Annotated in this window: 20 protein-coding genes; 7 read left to right on the forward strand and 13 right to left on the reverse strand. The window is 34.9% G+C overall.

Translation table 11 applies throughout. From position 1 onward, the window contains the following. The first annotated feature begins 12 nt into the window (after nt 1-12). The 4 genes from pilM to ACMAYL_RS04040 are packed head-to-tail and all read left to right on the forward strand — an operon-like array spanning nt 13 to nt 4,170. Nucleotides 13-1,590, forward strand: a complete 1,578-nt coding sequence (gene pilM, locus ACMAYL_RS04025) for a pilus assembly protein PilM (RefSeq protein WP_412470770.1) — start codon at nt 13-15, stop codon at nt 1,588-1,590. After that, a complete protein-coding gene (locus ACMAYL_RS04030) occupies nt 1,590-2,207 on the forward strand; it encodes a hypothetical protein (protein ID WP_412470771.1) in 618 nt (205 codons plus the stop codon). The genes pilM and ACMAYL_RS04030 overlap by 1 nt, the downstream gene beginning before the upstream one ends. Nucleotides 2,208-2,236: 29 nt before the next feature. Further along, a complete protein-coding gene (gspN, locus tag ACMAYL_RS04035) occupies nt 2,237-3,163 on the forward strand; it encodes a type II secretion system protein GspN (protein ID WP_412470772.1) in 927 nt (308 codons plus the stop codon). Nucleotides 3,164-3,198: 35 nt separating this feature from the next. Continuing rightward, nucleotides 3,199-4,170, forward strand: coding sequence for a polyprenyl synthetase family protein (locus ACMAYL_RS04040; RefSeq protein WP_392991433.1), 972 nt, complete (start codon nt 3,199-3,201; stop codon nt 4,168-4,170). Here ACMAYL_RS04040 and ACMAYL_RS04045 read toward each other — a convergent pair. From ACMAYL_RS04045 to ACMAYL_RS04060, 4 genes are all read right to left on the reverse strand, one after another. Beyond that, complete coding sequence (locus ACMAYL_RS04045) at nt 4,129-4,560, reverse strand: MerR family transcriptional regulator (RefSeq protein WP_103216805.1); 432 nt, start codon at nt 4,558-4,560, stop codon at nt 4,129-4,131. The two genes, ACMAYL_RS04040 and ACMAYL_RS04045, sit on opposite strands and share 42 nt — an antisense overlap. Continuing rightward, complete coding sequence (locus ACMAYL_RS04050) at nt 4,561-4,965, reverse strand: integration host factor subunit alpha (protein ID WP_392858006.1); 405 nt, start codon at nt 4,963-4,965, stop codon at nt 4,561-4,563. It lies immediately after the preceding gene. 308 nt (nt 4,966-5,273) lie between these two features. After that, nucleotides 5,274-6,737, reverse strand: a complete 1,464-nt coding sequence (locus ACMAYL_RS04055; RefSeq protein WP_103216804.1) for a DNA gyrase subunit A — start codon at nt 6,735-6,737, stop codon at nt 5,274-5,276. Between the two features lie 25 nt (nt 6,738-6,762). Continuing rightward, on the reverse strand, nt 6,763-8,937 hold the full coding sequence (locus tag ACMAYL_RS04060; protein ID WP_392991431.1) for a toprim domain-containing protein: 2,175 nt from the start codon (nt 8,935-8,937) through the stop codon (nt 6,763-6,765). Nucleotides 8,938-9,010: 73 nt separating this feature from the next. Here ACMAYL_RS04060 and ACMAYL_RS04065 point away from each other — a divergent pair, with 73 nt between their 5' ends. Then, nucleotides 9,011-9,619: a hypothetical protein gene (locus ACMAYL_RS04065; protein ID WP_146037766.1), complete on the forward strand. Its 609-nt coding sequence runs from the start codon at nt 9,011-9,013 to the stop codon at nt 9,617-9,619. On the opposite strand, the gene ACMAYL_RS04070 is transcribed toward ACMAYL_RS04065, so the two are convergent. Beyond that, nucleotides 9,593-11,350 (reverse strand): DEAD/DEAH box helicase family protein, encoded by a 1,758-nt coding sequence (locus ACMAYL_RS04070; protein ID WP_412469720.1) that lies wholly within the window; start codon nt 11,348-11,350, stop codon nt 9,593-9,595. The genes ACMAYL_RS04065 and ACMAYL_RS04070 overlap by 27 nt on opposite strands. Nucleotides 11,351-11,474: 124 nt before the next feature. Further along, entirely contained in the window at nt 11,475-12,848 is a 1,374-nt protein-coding gene (locus ACMAYL_RS04075; RefSeq protein WP_412462786.1) for a sensor histidine kinase, read from the reverse strand. Nucleotides 12,849-13,019: 171 nt separating this feature from the next. Between ACMAYL_RS04075 and ACMAYL_RS04080 the strand changes: the two genes are divergently transcribed. Together ACMAYL_RS04080 and ACMAYL_RS04085 are read left to right on the forward strand one after the other, a co-directional pair. Further along, nucleotides 13,020-13,712 (forward strand): hypothetical protein, encoded by a 693-nt coding sequence (locus ACMAYL_RS04080; protein ID WP_103216799.1) that lies wholly within the window; start codon nt 13,020-13,022, stop codon nt 13,710-13,712. Further along, nucleotides 13,687-14,310 (forward strand): iron-containing redox enzyme family protein, encoded by a 624-nt coding sequence (locus ACMAYL_RS04085; protein ID WP_158246779.1) that lies wholly within the window; start codon nt 13,687-13,689, stop codon nt 14,308-14,310. Before ACMAYL_RS04080 ends, ACMAYL_RS04085 begins: the two co-directional genes overlap by 26 nt. A gap of 47 nt (nt 14,311-14,357) precedes the next feature. On the opposite strand, the gene ACMAYL_RS04090 is transcribed toward ACMAYL_RS04085, so the two are convergent. The 7 genes from ACMAYL_RS04090 to nqrE all read right to left on the reverse strand — a co-directional run bounded on the left by ACMAYL_RS04090 (nt 14,358) and on the right by nqrE (nt 22,038). Next, nucleotides 14,358-15,203, reverse strand: a complete 846-nt coding sequence (locus tag ACMAYL_RS04090) for a hypothetical protein (RefSeq protein ID WP_412470773.1) — start codon at nt 15,201-15,203, stop codon at nt 14,358-14,360. 9 nt (nt 15,204-15,212) lie between these two features. Next, complete coding sequence (locus ACMAYL_RS04095; protein ID WP_412470774.1) at nt 15,213-16,037, reverse strand: ThiF family adenylyltransferase; 825 nt, start codon at nt 16,035-16,037, stop codon at nt 15,213-15,215. Between the two features lie 139 nt (nt 16,038-16,176). Continuing rightward, complete coding sequence (locus ACMAYL_RS04100) at nt 16,177-17,586, reverse strand: ATP-binding protein (RefSeq protein ID WP_103216795.1); 1,410 nt, start codon at nt 17,584-17,586, stop codon at nt 16,177-16,179. Nucleotides 17,587-17,774: 188 nt separating this feature from the next. Beyond that, nucleotides 17,775-18,629, reverse strand: a complete 855-nt coding sequence (locus ACMAYL_RS04105) for a hypothetical protein (protein ID WP_412470775.1) — start codon at nt 18,627-18,629, stop codon at nt 17,775-17,777. Nucleotides 18,630-18,689: 60 nt separating this feature from the next. Further along, nucleotides 18,690-20,030 carry a sensor histidine kinase gene (locus ACMAYL_RS04110; RefSeq protein ID WP_412470776.1) on the reverse strand — a complete coding sequence of 447 codons (1,341 nt, stop codon included), beginning with the start codon at nt 20,028-20,030 and terminating at the stop codon, nt 18,690-18,692. 141 nt (nt 20,031-20,171) lie between these two features. Next, nucleotides 20,172-21,398 carry an NADH:ubiquinone reductase (Na(+)-transporting) subunit F gene (gene nqrF, locus ACMAYL_RS04115; RefSeq protein ID WP_103216792.1) on the reverse strand — a complete coding sequence of 409 codons (1,227 nt, stop codon included), beginning with the start codon at nt 21,396-21,398 and terminating at the stop codon, nt 20,172-20,174. A 28-nt stretch (nt 21,399-21,426) separates the two neighbouring features. Further along, nucleotides 21,427-22,038, reverse strand: a complete 612-nt coding sequence (gene nqrE, locus ACMAYL_RS04120; protein ID WP_103216791.1) for an NADH:ubiquinone reductase (Na(+)-transporting) subunit E — start codon at nt 22,036-22,038, stop codon at nt 21,427-21,429. Nucleotides 22,039-22,046: the final 8 nt, after the last annotated feature.

The raw sequence follows: 22,046 nt of genomic DNA on the forward strand, positions 1-22,046 counted from the left end.
TAAAATAAATTTATGAGTATTTTAGTAATAGACTGTGGTGCCTACAGTATTAAATTTGTTGAAGGCCGAGTACACAAAAAAAGATTCATTATTGATGATATTGAAGAAGTTCTACTCGAAGATGTTCGTGGGCCAAGTGACCAAGAAGTATCGATTCATGAACTTCAACAAAGAATCATCTCAGGCTTTCTAAAAGACCAGCACTACAATGGTCGAATCATTACTCAACTACCAAATGAATTCTTAACGAATCGCTATCTTGATCTTCCAGCTAAGAGCAAGAAAGATGCGGAACTAATGATTCCTTTTCAACTTGAAGAGGACCTACCATTTAATATCGCCGATACTCACTACATTGTTAATCTTTATAAAAAGATCAATAGTCAATTTTCAGCAATTGTTCAAATTGCAGAAAAGAGTGTCTTTGCGACTTATCGTAATTTTCTACAAGCCTACCATACTGTTCCATCAAACTTAACGTCGGAACTTAGTGTTTATCAGAGCTTTGTTGAAGAAAAGAAATTAGAATCAAATGTATGTATTTTAGATATTGGTCATCAGACAACGAAGGCCTACCTAATTTATAACGGTATTATCTACACTCACCATATTTCATATGTTGCTGGTTCGGCCATTGATGAGGCCATTTCAAAGACTTACAATATTGGGGCAGCAGAAGCACGTATTTTTAAACACGAAAATAGCTTCTTTCTAACGAAGTCACAACTTGATAGTGTAACAAAAGAGCAGCAAGACTTTGCTCTTATGATGCATCATACTTTTAAAGACCTACTTTCTCAAATCGACCGATGGCTACTTGGACATAGAGTAAAAACAGGTCAAAGTATCGAACATATCTACTTAACTGGTGGTTGTGCCAATATCAAAAATATTGATAACTATATTACAGAAAGACTTCACGTAAGTGTTTCACAATTTATGACACCAGGTCTTGAGAGAATGGTTTCTGCACAAGAATACAACTCTCTAACACTCGCCTACACAATGGGTGCTTCAAATACATACAGAGAACCTGCAAAAAACTTTTTTACGAAAGAATTTGCTTCTGCACTTAAAGATGGAATTAAACTAGAAAATACAATCTTTACTTTCTATCGTCTTGCTATAGTTTGCCTAGTTTTATGTGCAGGATTCTTAGTGGAATCACTCTACTTCGTAAATCAAGAAATCAAGTCAACAGATCGTGAGATCAAAAAGCTAATTAAATCGAGTAACTTGAATATTACGCAAAAACAGGAAAGATATCTTAGAAAAACTCCTGAGAAGCTAACAAAGATTATTAAACAAAAAAATAAAGCAATTGATGTTGATTTAAAAGTTTTAGCAAAAGTTCCAAAGACTAGTGCTCTTGCTAACCTACACACAATTACGAGTGCGATAAAAAGAAACGAAGAAGTATCATTAACTAAGTACAAAGGTGATCTAAACTCAGGTTTTGCACAATTTCAAAGTAAGAGTGATCGAGATACAAAACAATTATTAAAAGTCCTTAAAGGACTTAATGTTGACGATGCCAATATTGATGAATCTAATAAAGATAAGATTACTATTAGTTTTAAAGGTAAATAATGACACAAAAGAGCATGTTTAAAGAAATTGATGTCGCTATTGATAAGCAAATAGAAGAAGCTAGAAATTCTGGTGTATTTCAATCATTTGCAGACCAACTACGCTCTTTCTCTGAAACTGAGCAAAAAATTATTAATCAGTTCTTATCTGGACTAGTTGTTATTATTCCTGTCATAGCTCTACTTGGTGTCTTTATCTTTAGAACAATGAAAGTCAGTGATCTGAACACAAGAAAAGAATTAGAGAGCGCTATTGTGAGCTTTAAAGAAGGCAACGTGAAGCTCAAGGCCCAAGAAGGCCCTATTGTAATAAATGATGCAATCTACGAAAAATCTGATTTCGTAAATAAATTAACGGATGCGACTTCGAGATTAAACTTAAAAGCAAATCAAATTAATGTTGATGGCTTTCAAAAAGAAAACTTAGGTGGTTCAATCAATCGTATTGAAACAAGTATTATGATTGATAAATTTACTAATAAGGCTTTCGTTGGCTTACTAAACGAACTACACCGAAAGTTTAAAGTTATCATAACAGAAATCTATCTTGAAAAAACAGCTGATGGTAAATTTGTTTCAGGCAAATTTCTTGTCGAATTTTATGCAAAAGTTAACTAATACATAATATGGGTATCCAGAAGAATAATATGAGTGAAGAAGCAGTACAAACAGACGTATACAAGATAAATAAGAAAACAATTTTTCTAATGACGATCCTTGCATTCTTATCTCTCTTTCTTGGATTCATTTTCAATTTTTCAGTTGAAGATAAAGTAATGAGTCTCGTTTATGATGGACTTAGAAAGAATCGAAGCTGCCCTATTTATTATCAGAACGCCTCTCTTAGCTATTTTCTTCCAGGTATTAACTTAAAAGAAATCGATATCTCATCTCGATGTTTAAATGCTCCATCAGGACTAACTATTTCAGAGGCCGATATTTCTTTAGGACTTCCAAGCTTTGCACCAATGGGTCTTACATTTAATACAGAAATAAGTAAGATTTCGGGATTAAATAATAATATCAATATTAAATCGATTCACAATTTTTCAACTCAATACATTAAGATAGAAAATTCTGTAATCAGCTTTGAGGCCCTTGGCCCGCTAATGAATGCATTTAAAATAGATGGAACGATCAATCTAAACGCACTTGTTAGTACAGATTTAAAAGCAATAAAAGATCTCGATATTTATTTAACATCAAAGAATTTTACGATTCCGGCCCAAGTCATTCAAAGTTTTGAATTACCTACTCTAGCAATAAAAAATCTTTCATTTAAAGCACATGCTGAAGATGGAGGGGCCGTTGAAATCCAAGAGTTAATCATTGGAGATAGCAACTCACCTATTCGTGCCAATGCAAGTGGAACAATTTCTCTAGATAAAAGAAATATTAGAAATTCAAAAATCGATCTCGAAGCACAGGTTAAATTCACACCAGAATTTATCGAAAGTTTTGCGATTATCAACCTTCTTCTAGGCAATGGTACTCCTGACGAACAAGGTTTCTACCATATGAAAATTGATGGGACTCTTGGACGTCCAAACACGCCGAAAATGATTAAGCGCTAGTTGACTAAAGGCCAACTTTAAAGCATCTTAATTCAATGCAAAATCAATCACTACTTAAGCCAAAAGAAGCAAGGCAGCAAATTGAAGCTGACCTAAAGTTATTTATCGATCAAAATAATTATCACAATTTCTTCAGTGAGATATATGATTATTCGTTATTACCTGCAGGAAAGTTATTTCGCCCTCTGCTCGCTTATGCCACTGCAAAAGACTTTGGTATAGACTTTAGTAATCAAAAGCTTGAGAAGTCAATTAAGAGCTTCTCATGTGCATTAGAAATTCATCATACATATACACTTATTCATGATGATATGCCTTGTATGGATGATGATGAATATCGTCGTGGCAGACTTTCAACTCATGCAAAATTTGGCCAATGGCAAGCACTACTGGCCGGAGATGCACTACAATCTCTAAGCTTTAATTTAATAAACAAAATACAAGTTAGGAATAAATACGAAATTCTAAATTATGCTCATTGGTGTTTAGGCGCCAAAGGACTAATTCTTGGCCAGGCCCTCGATTTAGGCCACCATATGACAGAGAGTTTTAAGAATTTAATTCTTACTCATAAGCTTAAGACAGCACGTCTTATTCAACTCTCAATTGTTGGGCCATACCTATTTAATGACGATGCGGATTTAAAAACAGCAAAGGCACTACACCGCCTTGGACATCACATGGGAATAGCATTTCAACTTCTTGATGATCTTTGCGAATTAGAAGATGAAGTTTTAAGTGAACATGAGGAAGCTGTAAATCCTTGGAAGACACGATCGCAAGAATGTTTCAATGAATTACAATCTAATCTAGAATATATGAAAGTATTTTTTGAAAAGTACGCGTGCGAAAATATCCGTTTAGTTTACGGAGAATATCTTGGAAAGATACTTAGTATTATTGAACCAAATCAAAGAACAATAACTGGTCACTTAGATGTAGAGACAGGCGCTAGGCCCGCCTCTTTAGATCCAATTATTTCTTTGTTGAATACTTTGACTCTTTAGGTTCAATTGATTCAGGATGCTCTTCGCTTGCTCTAGTTTATCTAAATCAATATTGTAATTTACAACTTTTGATTTAGAAGACTTTGCAGGCTTAGTATTTAACTTCTTCTTGGCAACAGCACTGTCTTTAGAAAGATCTAATTGACCTCTTAAAACTAGCTTAGCTTTTTCAATAGTCATCTTTTCTTCAAATAGAAGGCCTTTGATTTTTGCCAGCATTTGAATATCTTTTTGTTCAAAAAGTTTTTGACCAGTAGAAGAAACGAGAGGTGAAATTTCATCAAATTCACTTTCCCAAAATCTTAATACGTATGGCTTTACACCAACGATTGAGCAAACTTCATCAAGTTTAAATAACGATTTTTGTGGAATCGATAATGTTTCTAGCATTTAAAATCCGTTTTCACTCTCGTAGTCATCATCAGTATCATTTCTGAATGATGTTAATGCTTTCGGTGTTCCTTCCTTAGGAGCAATTGAAGTGTCTTCCTTACCTTTATCATCGATACGGTGAACGTAGCGTCCAGTAATATCTTCTTTTAGCACCTGTGAAGGTTTAAAAGTAAGAACACGTCTTGCTGAAATTTCCATCGCCTCACCTGTTTGTGGGTTACGGCCAACTCTTGATGCTTTATCGCGAATTGAGAAGTTTCCAAAACCAGAAATTTTTACTTTTTCCCCGCGGGCCAAAGTATCTTTAATTACCTTAAAAACTAAGTCAACAAGGTCAGAAGCTTCCTTTTTAGAAAACCCTGCTTCCTTATAAACTCGTTCGACAATATCAGCTTTAGTCAAGCTCATTGCATTCCTCCATGAATCAAAAGAACCTTTATATATTAATAGGTTAGCAGAATTATGAATATTTCACAAAAAAAATTTTGTGGGAAATATATTTCATTTTAATAACTTAGCCTTTTTCGGCGTAAAGATGTCAATTAAGCCAGTTTTAAGAAAACATTAAGTTGAGTAGCTAAATAAATACCATGTATTATGTTTATATCAACTTCTTCTTGTCAAATTGGCGTATTGACATGAACAATCCCCAGCACAAGTTTTGCACTTCTGCTGGGGATTTTTTTTATCAGACTATTTCACTTAGATTATTAAGACTTCTTTTTAACTGCTTTCTTCTTGGCCTTTTTCTTTCCAAGTTTCTCTTGATCTTTAGCAATCTTTTTTAGGAGCTTTTGCTTTTCCGCATCTTTCTTCTTAAGCCAGTCAGTTAATTTAGTATCAACATCATTTAGCTCTTCAATTAGCTTCTTGGCAACAAGCTTAGGTGACTTCGCAATTTTTGTATACTCATTAAGTTTTTTCGTTTCATCCTGAATAAGTAACTTGCGTTTTTCAACTTCATCTTTTGTCATACGATAAATTGGCATATCTGCTAGATAGTCAGCATAAACGTACTTCTTTTTATCAAGATACTCTACGAAAGACTTTCTGTTTTTCGACTTTGTCGCCTTTTCGTATTCTTTATTTTTGATGAATTTGATAATTTCATTATTCTTTGTAATTGAATCTTTCAGATCAAGGCAAAGAAGTTCATAACGACGAGTAACAACCTTTAACCTTTCACCAGTGAAGATTTCAATAATCTCTTCAGCTTGATCAAAGATCTTTACCCCTCTTTCTGAAATTAGAGTGTAATTTGGAGACAGAGTTGAAGTTGCACCAATTGTATCTTGAATTTCTTTAAGTGTTGCTTCTTGGCCCTTCTTTAAAAGAAGTTCAATATTGATTTCATTATCCACAGAAGCATCAACGAAATCTTTGATATAACCGCTATCAATGAATTTTGTCAGGTGACGATAAATCTTCTTAGCATCGTAACCACGAGGAAGTTCAGTAATAAAGAACTTTCCACCTTTTTCTTCAATCGACATTTCAAACGTAAGTTTTCCAGTCTTCTTATCAACATGAATTGGTAGAGAATAATTATGAACGTAAGGTTTTAACTTCTTCACCTTACCAGTTTCAATAAATGAAATCATCGACTTAATAATATCTTTGTGATGAAAACTTGGAATCGTCGAAGAGAAACCTGTACCAATCCCCTCAGCTCCGTTTAATAACATAAGAGGAAGCTTTGGAAGAAGCCCTACTGGCTCCATCGAACGTTCATCATAATTTGGAACCATTTCAACTTGGTTCATATCATCAAATAGTAAGAGATCAGATACCTTACCTAGCTTACATTCGATATACCTTCCAGCGGCCGGATCAGTTTCCATCCTCTCTCCGAAGTATCCTTTCTTATCAATAAGAGGATAGTTATTAGAGAAAGTATAATCTTGGGCCATATTTACAATGGCCGATTCAATCGAAGCTGGTCCGTGCGGGTGAAGAGTTAAAACGAGACCAGTGGCAGCTGAAACTTTTAAAAGTCCTTTCGACTGATTTTTCCAAAGCGTATAAAGAATACGTCTTTGACCCGGTTTAAGGCCATCTTGAAGATAAGGGATCGCACGATCCATTAATGTATAGATCTGATACGTGCGGTATTCATCTCTTACGATATCTTCTAAGTTTACTGATTCAAGTGAATGAAGATAAGTTTCTTGCATTATTTATTTCCTTCCAATTTCTTTTTTAATCAAGGTAATCAATCATGTCGGCCAGACCACCAGTTGCAGCTTTTTTTGCAACGGCCTTCTTTGCCTTTTTCTTAGCAGCTTTCTTAGCGACTTTTTTTGCTGGTTTTTTCGCCGTTTTCTCAGTTTTTTTCGCAGCTTTTTTAGCTACTTTCTTAGCTGGTTTAGGCTTAGTTACAACTTTATCTTCAGAAATTGCCTCTGACATAATCTCAGACTGCTCTTCATCAAGTAATAAATCTTTTCTAAGATTCGTATCTTTACCAAAGCAGATATTTAACATCTCTTTAGCTTTTGATTTTTGATCAACGATAATTTTTGTATATTCATCTTTTGATAAAACATACTTCCAGGCTTCCGGTGACATCTCACCAAGCCCTTTGTTTCGATGAATTTCTTTTATTCTTACTTCTCCAGAATTTCTAAACTCTTCTAGTTCTTTATCTGATTCGAAATACAGAGTTTTCTTATCTGTCACGACTTCAAAAAGTGGCGCTTTTGCAATTTGAATAGCACCCATTTCAAATAATTCTGGCCAAAATTGGTAGAAGAAATTTGTTAGAAGCGTATTGATGTGCCCACCGTCAACATCTGAGTCGGCAAGGAATACGATATTAGAATAACGAAGTTTCTTCTCATCAACCTCTTGTCCAAGAACAAGACCGATTGAAGCCATGATATCTGAAAATTCCTGATTATTTAAAATGTCTTTGATACCTGCTTGGGCAACGTTCATAGGTTTACCACGAAGAGCAATCCCACCTTGGTACAGTTTATTACGAGCAGATCTTAGACCGCCAATGGCCGAATCCCCTTCACAAATAAAGAGTGTACATAAATCACGTTTTTTTCTTTCGTTGGCATCAAGAAGTTTTTCAACTCTTTGTCTTTTTTGCTTACGGCCCTTAGATGCCGCTTCTTTAAGAACTTGATATTTGTGACGAGACTTAGCTCTTTCAATAACAACTTCAAGATAGTCTTTGTTTTTTCTCATGAATTTATCAATAGACTTTGCCATTAATTCTTCAAGGGCCTTTTCAAGATGTGCATCACGAACTAACTTACGTTTAGTTTGCGATTCAAACCTTGGATTTGGCATTGTCACACCAAGAACAAAAGTAAGACCAGAAAGAATATCATTATCAACTAACTTAATTTTCTCTTTCTTTGCCTGACGTTCTAACTTGTCTTTAATCGCATTAATGAAAATTCTTCTTACGCGATCGTGGTGGAAACCACCATCATAAGTAGGAGTAGAGTTAACAAAAGAAATAAATTTCTCTCTTTCTTCACTTCCCTTATCAATAGTTAGAGAAAGAGACATATCAATCTTTCCCTTAACCTTTTTCTTCTTAGTATTTACTGTTTCGTAGATATAGGCTGCTTCACCAAAATCATGCGCATTCTCTTCATCAATTCTTTGAGCTAGTTGGAAGAGACCTTTTTGATAGTGATACTTCTCACCATTAAAGTAGAAAGCTAGCCCTGGATTATTGTAAGCAAGGTCAATAATTCTCTTTCTCAGAAGGTTTTCATCAATCTTATTATCTTTGTATACTTCTTTTGACAGAGTTACTTGGATTGATACACCAGATGCACCTTTGAAGGCTTTTGGTTTTGATTGAGTAATCTTTAGGGCCCCGTCGATAAACTTCGTCGTCTGCTCTTTCTTAGAGTTATAGTGTTTAATTGTAACAATAAACTCATCTGCAGTAAGACAAGTTGCAGCAGCACCAAGTCCGTTCTGTCCTAAAGTTCTGTGTAAGAAGCCTTTCTCATCTGTTTCTTCATCCTTAAACTTAGAACCAGTTCTAAACTCAGAATAAACCTGCTTGACTTTATTTAATGGGAAACCAATACCATTGTCGGCAACAACAACAGTTTTCCCATCTTCACTAAGAGAAGTGTGAATTTCTGTAACGTGCCCGCGGTAATACTCATCAATACAGTTATCTAAAAGCTCTTCAATGGCCTTTGATTTTGCCTGATGAAATTTAACGGTTTTGAAATCTACTGACTTATCTTCGTAGACATATGTTTCTAAATCTTCAATATCATTAGAACCAAAGACGAGCGTAATACGGTTTCGACAGTGCCACCTTTGATCTTTACTCTCAATGACGGCGTCTTTCGTCTTACCTTTACGATTAACTTTTTCAATGCTGCGTCCCATGCTTAAATTTTCCCCTATCTTAGCTTCGTGCTATAATGAATTTACTATAAAGAATAAGGGAAACTTAAAGGCCTTGAAAGTTACAACGCGTCAACCATTGATAATTACAGCAGTTTTTTACTTGATTTTGGTATTTTCAAATCTTGCTATCGCCTCTGATTTCAAGGGGATTGATGCTGATATCAAAGAAATTTTAGTTGATAAAAAAAGAATTTATCGAAAGGCCATTGTTAAGACCCAAGAAAACAAACAAAGTTTAGATTACCAAATATATGGAATCCATCCAAATAAATGCAAAGTCGCTTTAAGAAAATTGTCGCGCTACGAAAAATTTAATGAATATATCGACCTAGTAAAACTATCAGGTTATTCAGAAAAGAAAAAAGAGATCTATCTGTATCTCGACCATACTCTCATGCCCTTTCCGATGTCGCTAAATTTTAAAATTCCCCGCATCACAAAACCGGGTGCCTATCCATTTACATTTGATAAGGGATTCTTAAAAGGACTAAGGGGAGAAATCAATGTGAGACAACTTTCGGATGGTAGATGCCTCTTCTTTTCAAAAAGTTATTGGAAGGGTGAAAAATCTTCGATACCAGACACTCTCTTTGAGATGTTTTCAGAAACCCTTGGAGAGCTTGCGATGGAAAAGTTATTTCGTGTATCTCGCCGACTTTAGTTCTTCTATAAAAATTTTCTCTCTTATTTGCCAGAAACGCTGTTTCTTTCGCGCAATCACGAATTTCGGTTCTCTAAAATACTTTCGATCCTTTAAGATTTTATCAAGATCATCAATATAATACTTAAGCTCAGGTGTTTTTAAGTGTTTCTTCACAAAAGCATGATAGAAGGCCATCTGTTGCGACTTACTATTTAGCTGATAATATTCTTTTAAAGACTCTCCGTTCACATCAAAGTAGCTGACTTCAAGAGAGCGTCCCTTCTTACCTTGATGTTCACTAAAGATCATCTCTTCCACACGCATAATATGGGCATCTTTAAGTTGCATTGCCTCTTTTAATTTCTTATCAGCGTCACGTAATTCATGTGAACAATGTACACATTCATGAGCACTAATATCATTACTTTGTCCGCAATTATCACAGCTTTTAAATCGAAAAAGAAAGCCACACTCTTGGACAGTCATATTACTTTCATCAATATGGATACCTTGGCACTTTCGGCCATAGTGTTCAGTAATACAACCTTCACTATCAACCTTGCCCCAAAAGATATTAGCATGCCCACAATCAGGACACATCACCTGCACTTCTTGAGTTTCTCCATGTGGTCGGATTTCACCGACTTCAGGTTTAAAAATATCGTGGTCAAGTCCAGTATAATCGAGAATTAAACAGTCTTCTTTTCCTTCAAAAAGTCTTAGACCTCGTCCAACAATCTGTTGATAAAGACTAATGGACTCTGTTGGACGAAGGATTGCAATCAAGTCCACATGAGGAGCATCAAACCCAGTTGTTAAAACAGAGACGTTTACTAAGAATTTTATTTTTTGATTCTTAAAATCATCGATGATTTGGTCGCGAACTTTTTGATCAGTTTCACCTGTTACAATGGCACTAGAGTCTTCAGGTAAAAAACTCAAGACTTCATTGGCATGCTTTACTGTAGAAGTAAAAAGCATAACCCCATTTCTCTCTTTTGCCTCTTGGACGATATGCTTAACAATCCCTGGTGTAACACGAGCGCTATCATTCAAAATTTTCTCAATTTCTTGAGTTAAAAATCGTCCAGAATTCTCATTAACTTCAAGTTTTGAAAAGTCATAGCAAGCAACAGGAGAATCAATTTTAATTGGCCTAGTTAAATAACCATTTTTAATCATATAACTAAGTGGCAACTCATAAATACAATGCTTAAAAAAGCGCTCTTCTTTTGTCCTTAGAATTTCATGATAGTGATAGTTATAAATCCATCCCATTCCAAGGCGATATGGTGTTGCCGTAAGGCCAAGAAAGAAAACCTTTTGGTTTACTTCTTTTAGTTTGTCAAAAACCTGTTGGTATTGAGACTCTTCTTCTAGTGAAATTCGATGGCACTCATCAATGATAACAAGAGAGAAATCTTTGAAGAAATCATCAGTAGCACGGGCAATAGATTGAATCGAGCCGAAAATAACCTTTTCGTCCTTATCCTTTCTATTCATAGAGGCAGAAAAGATTCCCGCTTTTAAATCATAGGACTCATACTTAGCATGATTTTGTTCTACTAACTCTTTTACATGGGCCATCACAAGAACACGCCCACGTGCAATACGCGCAAGTTCAGCAATGACTAAACTTTTTCCAGCACCTGTTGGGAGAACAATAAGAGAAGGATCAGCACATTTTCTAAAGTGAGAGACCACTCTCTCAACAGCTTCAACTTGATAATCCCTGAGTTTAAATTTCATTGACGTATTGTATACAAGAATATTTGAAATGGAAAAAAAGTGGCCTATTGATTTTAATCAACATCAAACATTTAAAGAGCATCCCCACTCGATGACTCGCGAAGTCGAAAACTTATTATTTAATTTAAAGTGTAAAATGATTACTGTTTGATGTTGTTGAAAGTGACTTAGGAATACTTATTGAAACACTAGTCCCAACACCTTGTTTACTAGATACAACTACATCACCATACATTTTGGCCAATAAATTTCTTGCAATTATCATTCCCTGGCCACGTCCAGTTTCCCCTTCAGTACCCAATACCTGCTTTGACATGCTAACATTCATCCCCTTTCCTTCATCAATGATTTTAAACACGAAAAAATCATTGATCTCCGAAATAGAGATGATGATCCTTCCATATGGAAATGAGTATTTAATTGCGTTATAAAAATAATTTGCAAGAATATTATATGTAAAGATTGGTCTATTAATATAAAAGTCACTACTCTGAGTACTTACTTCAGTAATAACATCTAGATTCTTTCGTAAAATTTTATCTTTGAAACTATCAACTAAATCATCAACGACACTAGATACATTCTCAATTGAGTAATTATTAACAATATGGTCTTCATCTATTTCATTTTGAAGTGCATTATTAGCGATAAGATTTATGATTTCGATGTGTTTCGATATTGTTGTTGCAACCTTAAGATCTTTTTCATCCTCTAAAGTTCGTAGCAACCTTTCACATGAAAGTTTGATTGTGACGATTGAATTATTAATGTCATGGCCTAAAGCACGAACTAACACACTCTTTTGTTTTAGCGACTGATCAAGTTGTTCATTTAACTTTTTAAGTTCGTAATTTTGTTGATCTGATTCTTCTCTAAGCTCATTAATTAGATTTATATACATTGATTTTGCGGCCAAATGTGCAAATCTCGTTTTAAGAAAAAGACCAATTGTAGAAACAATATTCAGCTTTTGACTTGGAGATATCTCCATTGTCATTGAAGAGTTTTCAATCCTTAAGCTAACAACTTTGGCAGGTTCTCGACCAATTATCATTGGAAAGTTCCTATAAACTTCTGCATAAATCTTGAAAAATAACGAATGCACTTTCGGTGCCGAAGCTTCTTGGACAAGTCTAATATTTTTACCACGTGTCGATACATTCAAAGTAACGCCTTTGAATAAATATGTTAAAACCAATTTAGATTGAATGTTATAAAGGCTTTTAAGAGATAAAATACTAAAAACTAAGTTTTTAAATACACTTAGTTTTTCTGAATTTAGTCCATCATTGGCAATAACTCGAATAACTTCATCCTCATCAACTTTTTGTAGAAGAAGATCTGCATAGTCATTTAAAAACTTATAAGAAATATACTTATCACAAGTATTTTCATACTTAGAATATAATTCATTGAATGGAGCTTTATCGACACCAAGCTTTGTGACTGAATCTATAATCAGACGGGCCATTAGCTTGGAGCATTTAAATTCGTACATGAAAGTTAAGTACCAAAACTATTCAACAAATTCACTCCATAAATAAATTTTACACAGTTTATTGGCTTGTAAACAAATAACACCTACATCAGCTAATCTCATAAGTAACTGAAATAACGGGATAAATTAATTTGCAGTATAGATCCTCTCTAGTCGTACTACAATTCTCAAATGGAAATTCAACTAAAAATTATTCACAAGCAAGAAATATTTAGTAGCGCTAACAAAGCACTGCTTCAAAAGGCCTTTCTAATGTATCAAGAAACATGGGCCGAAATCTTTAAAATCCAAGATAACTTTTGCTCAGATACATTTCTAAGGCAAGAGCTTCATATTCTGCTTTTAGACGCTGATAATAATGTATGTGCTTACTGTGCAATGAGTAAGCATGACTTCTCCATTCCTTTATTTAAACAGCAATCATACTTTAGAGAAATTCCAATGAAAGGCATCAGGGCAATAAAAGAGCTGGCCATAAGTAACGTCTACAGTATTGAGTTACTAACAATTTCTCCGAGTTATCGTAAGAAAAGACACCACTTAGACTTCTACAGTATCTTGCGACAAATTCTAGTGAATATTACAAGAGATATTCAAGCAAAACATGTTATTGCACCAACTGTAAAAACTAATAGCGCAAGTAAGGAAGGTCAAAAGCATGGGGATATTATCTGCGCCAATATTATTTACAAGGGACTCTTATGTAATCTTCTATATTTTAACGAAAAAACAGCTGTCGATATAAATGATGAAATTCTTAAAAGAAAAGTTAACAAACTCTATGATGAGTATAGAGATTCAGTTCTATTTTTAAAGTTTCCAGATGAGGAGGAAAATTATGAATCATTTAGAAAGTTTGCTTAATGAATGTGTTACTCAAATAATCGAAGAAGTAAGAGCAATAAAGTTTGAAGATGAAAATGTATACGCCAATTGGCTAGCGCAAACTTACTATTATACCTCTGTCTCTGAAAGTATTTTGAGAACGAGTGCAAAGCATTGCAAGTCCGAGGAATTATCAAAGCGATGGTTAGAACATGCTGATGAAGAGTCTGGACATGAGAACCTGGCCCTTAGTGACTTAAAGAGTTTAGGTTATAACATTTGTGATTTTCAGGAGTATGAAGAAACAAAGATCTTCTACCAGTCACAGTTTTACTATGCCAATACATATGGAGGTGAAAGTGTTTTTGGTTGGGTCTTAGCACTAGAGGCATTCGCAGCAAATCTTCCTCAAATAATTGTTAATAACTTAATTCAAAAGTATGGAAAATCAGCGACAAGATTTATGAAAGTACATACAGATGAAGATATAGAACATATCAAAAAGGCATTAGAAGCAGTTAATCAACTACCAAACAAAGATATCATTATAAATAATATGAAAGAAACAACTAAACGTTATATCAGGTTATTACAAGCATGTGAAAGTAGTGCTCAGACTCTTAGCAAAGCATCTTAACAAATAGGCCCTACTACAATTTAATGAAGTAGGGCCTCTTTTATAAACTAAGCAATTTTACTTAAATCATTCTCATCACCTATCGTTGCCTCTTCCTCATAAAAGCGAGGTGGTTTTTTTAAGACCAGATATAGGTTGGTCAACAAGTAGGTTTTTATCAATTCAAGGTAACCTGACGTAGAAACCTGTACTAGGTCCTCTTCATTTTCGTAATCGATTAAACTATTGCAAAAATTTTGGTACTCAATATTATTTGCCCGACTCATTTGAAACATATTTGTTTTAAATCCCATCTTCTTGCATGGAGACTTAAGAACAAAGCGATACGGGTCAATATTGCACTCTGTAGGGTCCTGAAACCATTTTTTGATGTAGAACTCTTCAAGAAGTTTTACAACGTTAATATAGTCCTTTGGTGGTTTCTTGATCTGACTCTTTGGAGATGGCCAAACTTTACGACTTATCTTATCAAAGGCTTCAATTGCAGCAGGAGTCGCTGATATATTAGTCGTATAAAAACATTTATGCTGCTTAAAATACTCCAACTTATTAAAGCATGCCATCATGGCCATCGCTTCATTACCAGTATAAGAATTTGCAATCATAATTCCGACATGAAGAATATTTACATCACCATCTTCAATAATATAATTCATTAAAAATGAAATATCTTTTCCACGTGTATGAACTATAGAAACAATAATATGACTCAAAAAACTTTTAATCTCATCGATATCTTCTAGCTGAAGGTATCTAATATTTACTTTTTTCTTAGAAGTATTATTAATTTCTATAATTGAACGATACAAACGTTTTAAATTAAAATCATCCAAATACAGGCCTGGCCTGAAATATGTTTTGAAGGAGTAGCTCCCCCACTTTACCTCATTCATAAGTGCTCCCTAGGCAGCTTTCTTTACTTGTTTTCCTTTCTTACTCTTTGAACCAGCATTCGTTAGTTGAAATTCATACTGGTCAAAAAACACCCCTAAATGATCCGTATGTGGTAGGCCACAGATAACTTTATAAGCTTCGTTGGCCATGAGAACTCCAGATAACCAAACGACAGGCGTAAAACTAGGCCTTGTTGCTTCCTTAGTAACAATCTTATCAACGAGATCTTTAGAAATATATTTGTATGGAGAAAAATGACTGAAGGTAAAATCAACCTCTTCTCTAACTGCCTGGTTACATAGTTCAGGCGTTAGATCCTCAACCGCAGTATTCTTGGTACATAAATCGAGATACTCTTCCCAGTGGGGAGAATCCGGAGTCATTACAAAGACTGATGCAAATGGAGTGATCCAAGCATCAACGATTGTGATATTTTTTCTGCGCGCTGCTCTTTCTAGAATTAATGAGTAAAACATTTCATCCATTCCATTGATAACAATATCAACGTCATCTAAAAGATCTTCGATATTATCTTTTGTAACACCTTCGTTAAATGATTTGATTTTTAAATTTGGATTTATACTTCTGAATTCTTCTTCTAAGACATCGACTTTATAGCGATCATAGTTCTTTGCATTACAATGTATTTGACGATTTGAATTATGGGGCTCGTAACGATCAAAGTCAGCAATTTTAATTTTTCCTATTCCCATACGAACAAGAACTTCACTAGCGACACCTCCCATGCCACCAACTCCACAAACTAAAACTGATGCTCCTTGTAATTTATCTTGATCCTCTTGAGTAATTAAACCAATATTTCTTGAAAACATCTCTACCCTCCAGTTAACGTGAGAGTATAAGTTAAAATGATTTTTTTGGAGAATCTGGGGAGTTACAAATGGGGCATTTTCTGAGCTCAGCAAAAATACTTGGCACACAATAGTAATAATTAATACTTATGAGACTGATTTACGACTTTGTATTTTGACCGTCTAGGAAAAGAACGTTTGTAAAATCTGTATCTTCTTGAGAAATATTTTTTATTAACTCAATTGATGTTCCATTTCCTAAACTCGATGAAATATTAACCTTGAAGCCTAGTGCGTTGGCAGTATCCATAATGATACTCATTCCATGTCCAGAACCCTTCTCACCATTAGTCCCCTTAGTTGAACCAATTAGACCAACATTTCTTTTGATAAGCTTAAGTTTTTCTTCTGGAATACCTACACCAAAATCAACAATTCTTAGACAAAGGTTCTCATCACAAACAGAAGCTGAGAAAACAATACTTTCATTCTTATGTGAGAATTTGATCGCATTATACATAATATTAGAAATGAGGTTATTTTGTAGTGCGATTTTATTTGTATATAAAGTTAGGTTTTGATCAATTTTAAAGTCGTGAATAATTCGAACACCTTTTTGGATAGCAATGTCGTCATACTCTGTTACTGCTTCGATTAAAAGGTCATATAAATTATTTTCTTGAAGCTCAAAAAGTTCACCATCAATATGTGTCGTAACAATTGAGTTTTGAATAATTCCCTTAACTGAGTTTGAGAATTGATTAATCTTATTAACCGCTTGCTCATAATCACCATTCTCAATTCTTTTCTTAGCTACTTCAAGACTAAGAAGTTTATTAGCAACATCATGGTGTAAGGTACGATTACTTAAATTCAATTCTGTATTTAATAGCTCAAGGTTCTTTCGATACTCTTCAAGCTCTAAATTTTGCTTCTCAAGTAGATTCGAATACTCCACATTTTTTAGAATAACTTCGTGAAGTTTTTTCTTTGTGAAGAAGAAATTGTAAAGCAAGTTCGGAATGCTGACCTTAGCGAAGGCCGCATTACTAACAGAGAATACAACTCGGTCATCTACGACAAGATACTTCACTCTTGAATATGTACGACACCCAACGAAATTAACTGGAATCGTTTTGAAAAGTTCAACATACATATTTATGAATTCATGAAAGATCTGAGATGAATCTGAAAACTCAAAGATAATTTGAAAAGAATCTGAGCTAAGTTTCTTTGTATCAATTTTGATATTGGTATAAAGCATCTTAAAAGATAGCTTTAAAAAGAACTCATAGAGTAAGCTATAACTAATTACATATGTAATGATGTCAAAAAATGGTTTAATGATTCTGTTTGAAACACCGGTATTACTAATAATTTCAGTATAGTTCGGGTACTTTTCAGAGAAGAAGACTGTGATATCTTTAAATTCTTGCCAGCTTATACGCGACTTTACATCTAATAGATCTTTGTCTTTAACTGGAAGCTCGGCAATAAAATCTTCAACGGAATCCCCCATCGACTTTACACCATCAAAATATGCGACTAATGCCTTATTACTAACTTCCAACCAATTACACCTTATAAAACAATAAATACTGATTATCACTACAAGAATTAAAATGGCAACTTAAGTTATTTCTTTAACTTTACACCACAATATATATTGTAACCTTTGGCCAAGATTCTTAATAGCGAAGCAGAAGTTGCCGAGAACCTAAACTATTTGAAAGTATTTCTATTTAGATTGGATTAGAATTATATTCCTTCGAAGCATTTTTGTAATAATTCACCATACTCTCTCGTAGCGATCTCAAGTAAATCACTTGAATTTTTAGGAGCATGGTAATTGTCCACAAAGTGTTGATAGACATCTTTGCGATAAGAGTCAGGGAAGTTCTTATCTTTGATATTAAAATCTTTGCCCTTTACAAAGATTGTATTGGGCGTAAATACACTCGCAAAGCTTGAAATTTTTAACGTGTCTTTAAAATGAATATCGCCATCAGGAAAAAGGCGATCCTTAATTCTCTTAAGGCCTTTCTTTCCAAAGCACGTATTTTTATAGCTATTAATCCCGTGGGCCATATAGATATCTTGAAGCTTACTCTTAATTCCCAAGATGAGATCCGAAGCGGTATAACCAAAGAATTCATGGGCAGCAATATGAGCATTAACTCCAGGAATATTTTGAGAGAACCAACGCTGGGTATTCTTAAGTGCAATATCAGAACGTGTACGACTCCCCTTTATTAAAACATCAAAGTCCGCATGCATTAACTCATGAAAAATAGTCGATGCTAAGATAGTGAACTGATACTCTTGTCCAGTTGGAAAATCAGACGAGCTAACAATTCGATCTCCACGCCAATTCTTTTGTCGTAAAACAATCGTGTTCGTTTTGTCGTTATATGTGGCCTCTGCACCACTTTTATTCATTAACCATTTCTCAAAAACATTTGGTTTTCTGACTCTAATCTTTCTTACAACATCATCTAAGCGTGAAAGCTTCAATCCTAATTCATTTTCTAGTGAGTTAGAAAAATCAGATATTGCTACCGGAGAAGAGGCCAAGACATAAGTTGAAAGTAATAAAGTGAGTATCGATTTCATATCCATAATTAGACCCAATAAGCCTTAATAAGACTAGTTATGTAAGAAAAGATAAGAGTTTTAAGCGTGTGATATTACGTTGCTACCGTGGCCATCACGTTTATTATCTAAATGTTCTGATACTTGGTTAACAAAAGGGATCTTTACAATTACCTTTGTTCCACTCTTCATACTCATGAAGCTAATTTCACCGTCAATTCGTTTGATGATGTAGCAAAGTATGCTAAGGCCCATTCCACTGCCCAGTTCGTTACGAGTACCACTACTCGATCTCACTTTTGAGAAATTCGTTACTGATGAAATAATGTCGTCAGAGATACCGCCCCCTGAATCAATAACACTAAAGTACACATGAGTTTTATCGTGAATCATTGAGAGGTAGACTTTTGAACGTGGCTCAGAGAACTTCAAGGCATTAGAAACAAGATTACCTAAAATCGAGTTAACTAAACTCTCCTTACTAATGGGTAGCGAAGCTTCGATATTTTGATGGGGATAAGTGACAACCAACTGAACTCGCTTCTTGTTAAAGTCGTCTTGGTAGTGAGAGACAACAGACTTTACTATTGACGAAAGCTCCACATCATATGAAAGATTATCTTTATTAAATTGCTTACGAATCTCTGCTTTAAATTTGATGAGCTCACTTAAACGATCATAGGCTAACTTTACATAGGTCAAGTTCTCATCTTTTAACGCCCTTGAAAGACTTAAAGACAGAAAATTTAAGTCATTTGAAGTATCATGAATAACGGCCTTATAAACTGCATTAATAAGCTTTAACTCTTCTTGTAATTTATAATCACCATCAACTTTCTTTTCTAAGATCTTAACCAGAAGCCCTAACATGATTGCAATATAAGTGATGACGCCCGCACTCCAGCCCCAAGTCCCAGAGCCCTTTATTTCAAAGGTAAATGGATAGGAAAATGTGACTATTCCTGCGATAGCAAAAATAGTAAAATAGAAAAAATTCACAACATACTTTATTCGTTTACCAAAGTAGGCCAATGCATAGATACCAGGAGTGAAACTTCCGATGGCCACAGTAAGGGAATAATATTCAGACTCAACCCCAGCTAAATACAATAAAAAGCCAGCAATGCCACTTAAAACAAAAAGACTCATCAACTCAACTCGATACTGGCTTAATCGATTATTTAGAAAGAAATTACATATCAAATAAAGTGGAATGAATTTTAAGCCAAAGAATATGACGTCGAGTTCCATCCACTGAGCACAATAAAAACGTGTAGCATAGAGGAAGAAATTAAAAATTAGGGCCATTTTAAATTGCTGGTAGTCACTTTCTTTATCCACCATTGCAACAACATAAGTACTGACAACGCACAGAAGTAGAAATGATAAGAGTACGATATATAGGGCCGTCATATTATCCATACATCAAAACTAACATAGTGGAATATATGAACAATTGAAGAAAGGATAACTTAGCTTAACTTTTATTCGAAATTAGCTAATAAAAAAGGCCAGCTATAAAGCTGGCCTCTTCTATATGTAAATTTATTACTTTAATCCTAGTTACCCACCAAAATCGTCAAGCATGATATCGTCACGCTCAACCCCTAGGTCAAGAAGCATATCGATTACACACTTGTTCATGATAGGAGGACCACATAGGTAGTACTCACAATCTTCTGGAGCTGGGTGCTTAGCAAGATACTCATCGTGAAGTACTTGGTGAATGAACCCAGTGTAACCTGTCCAATTATCTTCCGGTAGTGCATCTGAAAGAGCAACGTGCCAAGTGAAGTTATCATTTTCGGCCTGTAGACCGTCGAAGTCTTCAACATAGAACATTTCTCTAACTGAACGAGCACCGTACCAGAAAGTCATCTTACGTTTAGAGTGTAGTCTCTTTAGTTGGTCAAAGATGTGTGAACGCATTGGCGCCATACCAGCTCCACCACCAACGAATACCATTTCTTTATCAGTGTCACGAGCAAAGAACTCTCCGAATGGACCAGAGATTGTAACTTTGTCACCTGGCTTACAGCTAAAGATATAAGAAGACATTTTCCCTGGAGGAGTTCCCTTAGGAGCTCTTGGAGGAGGAGAAGCAATACGCACGTTAAGCATAATGATTCCCTTTTCTTCCGGGTAGTTTGCCATCGAGTAAGCTCTGATAGTTTCTTCGTTTACAGTTGAATTATACTGCCAAAGATTGAAGTGATCCCAATCTCCACGGTATTCTTCTTGTACGTCGAAGTCTTTGTAATCAATTGAAAGCCCTGCTGGTCTTTCGATTTGAATATAACCACCAGCTCTAAAAGGTACAGACTCACCTTCTGGAAGCTTAAGCTTAAATTCTTTAATGAAAGTCGCAACGTTATCATTTGAGATAACCTCACATTCCCATTTCTTAACACCAAAGACAGACTCTTCAACTTCAACTTCCATATCAGTTTTGATACCAACCTGACATGCAAGTCTTAAGCCTTCACGAGCTTCTTTCTTTGAGATATGTGATAATTCAGTTTCAAGAATTTCACCACCACCTGCGTGAACGTGAACTTTACACTGACCACATGTACCCCCACCACCACAGGCAGAAGATACGAATAGTTTTTGATCGGCAAGAGCGTTAAGTAGTTTACCACCAGCTGGGATATGAACCACTTTCTCACCATTGATCGTTAGCTTAACGTCACCACTTGATACTAGCTTTGATTTAGCAAAAAGAATTACTAAAACAAGAGCAAGAACCACAACGGTAAACATTAAAACACCAAGAATAATTGCATTCATAATATTTCCTTTTTATTACTTACCGTTACTAAAGTTGGATTCCTGAAAAACTTAGGAAACCAAGTGCCATTAGACCTACAGTGATAAAAGTGATCCCAAGACCTTTTAGTCCATCTGGAACATCACTGTACTTCATTTTTTCTCTAATACCTGCAAGAGCAGCAATCGCTAGGGCCCAACCGAAACCAGAACCGATACCGAAAACAACAGACTCTCCAAAAGTATAATCTCTTTCTACCATAAATAGTGATCCACCCATGATGGCACAGTTAACAGTAATAAGAGGTAGGAAAATCCCAAGAGCGTTATAAAGAGCTGGCATAAATTTATCTAGGAACATTTCTAGGATTTGAACCATCGCCGCGATAACACCGATGTAACAAATTAGACCTAGGAATGAAAGATCTGTACCAGAGATCCCTGCCCACTCAAGAGCATTTTCTTTTAGTAAGTAGTTATAAAGTAGGTTGTTAATAGGGATTGTAATTGTTTGTACAACAACAACCGCTACACCAAGACCAATAGAAGTCTTAACCTTTTTCGAAACTGCTAGGAATGTACACATACCTAGGAAGAATGCTAAGGCTAAGTTTTCAATGAATACTGCTTTAATAAATAAACTTAAATAATGTTCAAACATATTTCACC

It is taken from the genome of Halobacteriovorax sp. RT-2-4 (assembly GCF_047085445.1).
Classification (GTDB): Bacteria; Bdellovibrionota; Bacteriovoracia; order Bacteriovoracales; family Bacteriovoracaceae; genus Halobacteriovorax_A.

Bases quoted from the DNA above. Each gene is read 5' to 3' on its own strand.
- ACMAYL_RS04055 (WP_103216804.1), bottom strand. From the start codon at position 6,737: ATGCAAGAAACTTATCTTCATTCACTTGAATCAGTAAACTTAGAAGAT.
- ACMAYL_RS04070 (WP_412469720.1), bottom strand. From the start codon at position 11,350: ATGAAATTTAAACTCAGGGATTATCAAGTTGAAGCTGTTGAGAGAGTG.
- ACMAYL_RS04095 (WP_412470774.1), bottom strand. From the start codon at position 16,037: ATGTTTTCAAGAAATATTGGTTTAATTACTCAAGAGGATCAAGATAAA.
- ACMAYL_RS04045 (WP_103216805.1), bottom strand. From the start codon at position 4,560: ATGCTAGAAACATTATCGATTCCACAAAAATCGTTATTTAAACTTGAT.
- ACMAYL_RS04040 (WP_392991433.1), top strand. From the start codon at position 3,199: ATGCAAAATCAATCACTACTTAAGCCAAAAGAAGCAAGGCAGCAAATT.
- ACMAYL_RS04110 (WP_412470776.1), bottom strand. From the start codon at position 20,030: ATGGATAATATGACGGCCCTATATATCGTACTCTTATCATTTCTACTT.
- gspN (WP_412470772.1), top strand. From the start codon at position 2,237: ATGAGTGAAGAAGCAGTACAAACAGACGTATACAAGATAAATAAGAAA.
- ACMAYL_RS04075 (WP_412462786.1), bottom strand. From the start codon at position 12,848: ATGTACGAATTTAAATGCTCCAAGCTAATGGCCCGTCTGATTATAGAT.
- nqrF (WP_103216792.1), bottom strand. From the start codon at position 21,398: ATGAATGCAATTATTCTTGGTGTTTTAATGTTTACCGTTGTGGTTCTT.
- ACMAYL_RS04080 (WP_103216799.1), top strand. From the start codon at position 13,020: ATGGAAATTCAACTAAAAATTATTCACAAGCAAGAAATATTTAGTAGC.
- ACMAYL_RS04030 (WP_412470771.1), top strand. From the start codon at position 1,590: ATGACACAAAAGAGCATGTTTAAAGAAATTGATGTCGCTATTGATAAG.
- pilM (WP_412470770.1), top strand. From the start codon at position 13: ATGAGTATTTTAGTAATAGACTGTGGTGCCTACAGTATTAAATTTGTT.
- nqrE (WP_103216791.1), bottom strand. From the start codon at position 22,038: ATGTTTGAACATTATTTAAGTTTATTTATTAAAGCAGTATTCATTGAA.
- ACMAYL_RS04090 (WP_412470773.1), bottom strand. From the start codon at position 15,203: ATGAATGAGGTAAAGTGGGGGAGCTACTCCTTCAAAACATATTTCAGG.
- ACMAYL_RS04085 (WP_158246779.1), top strand. From the start codon at position 13,687: ATGAATCATTTAGAAAGTTTGCTTAATGAATGTGTTACTCAAATAATC.
- ACMAYL_RS04060 (WP_392991431.1), bottom strand. From the start codon at position 8,937: ATGGGACGCAGCATTGAAAAAGTTAATCGTAAAGGTAAGACGAAAGAC.
- ACMAYL_RS04105 (WP_412470775.1), bottom strand. From the start codon at position 18,629: ATGAAATCGATACTCACTTTATTACTTTCAACTTATGTCTTGGCCTCT.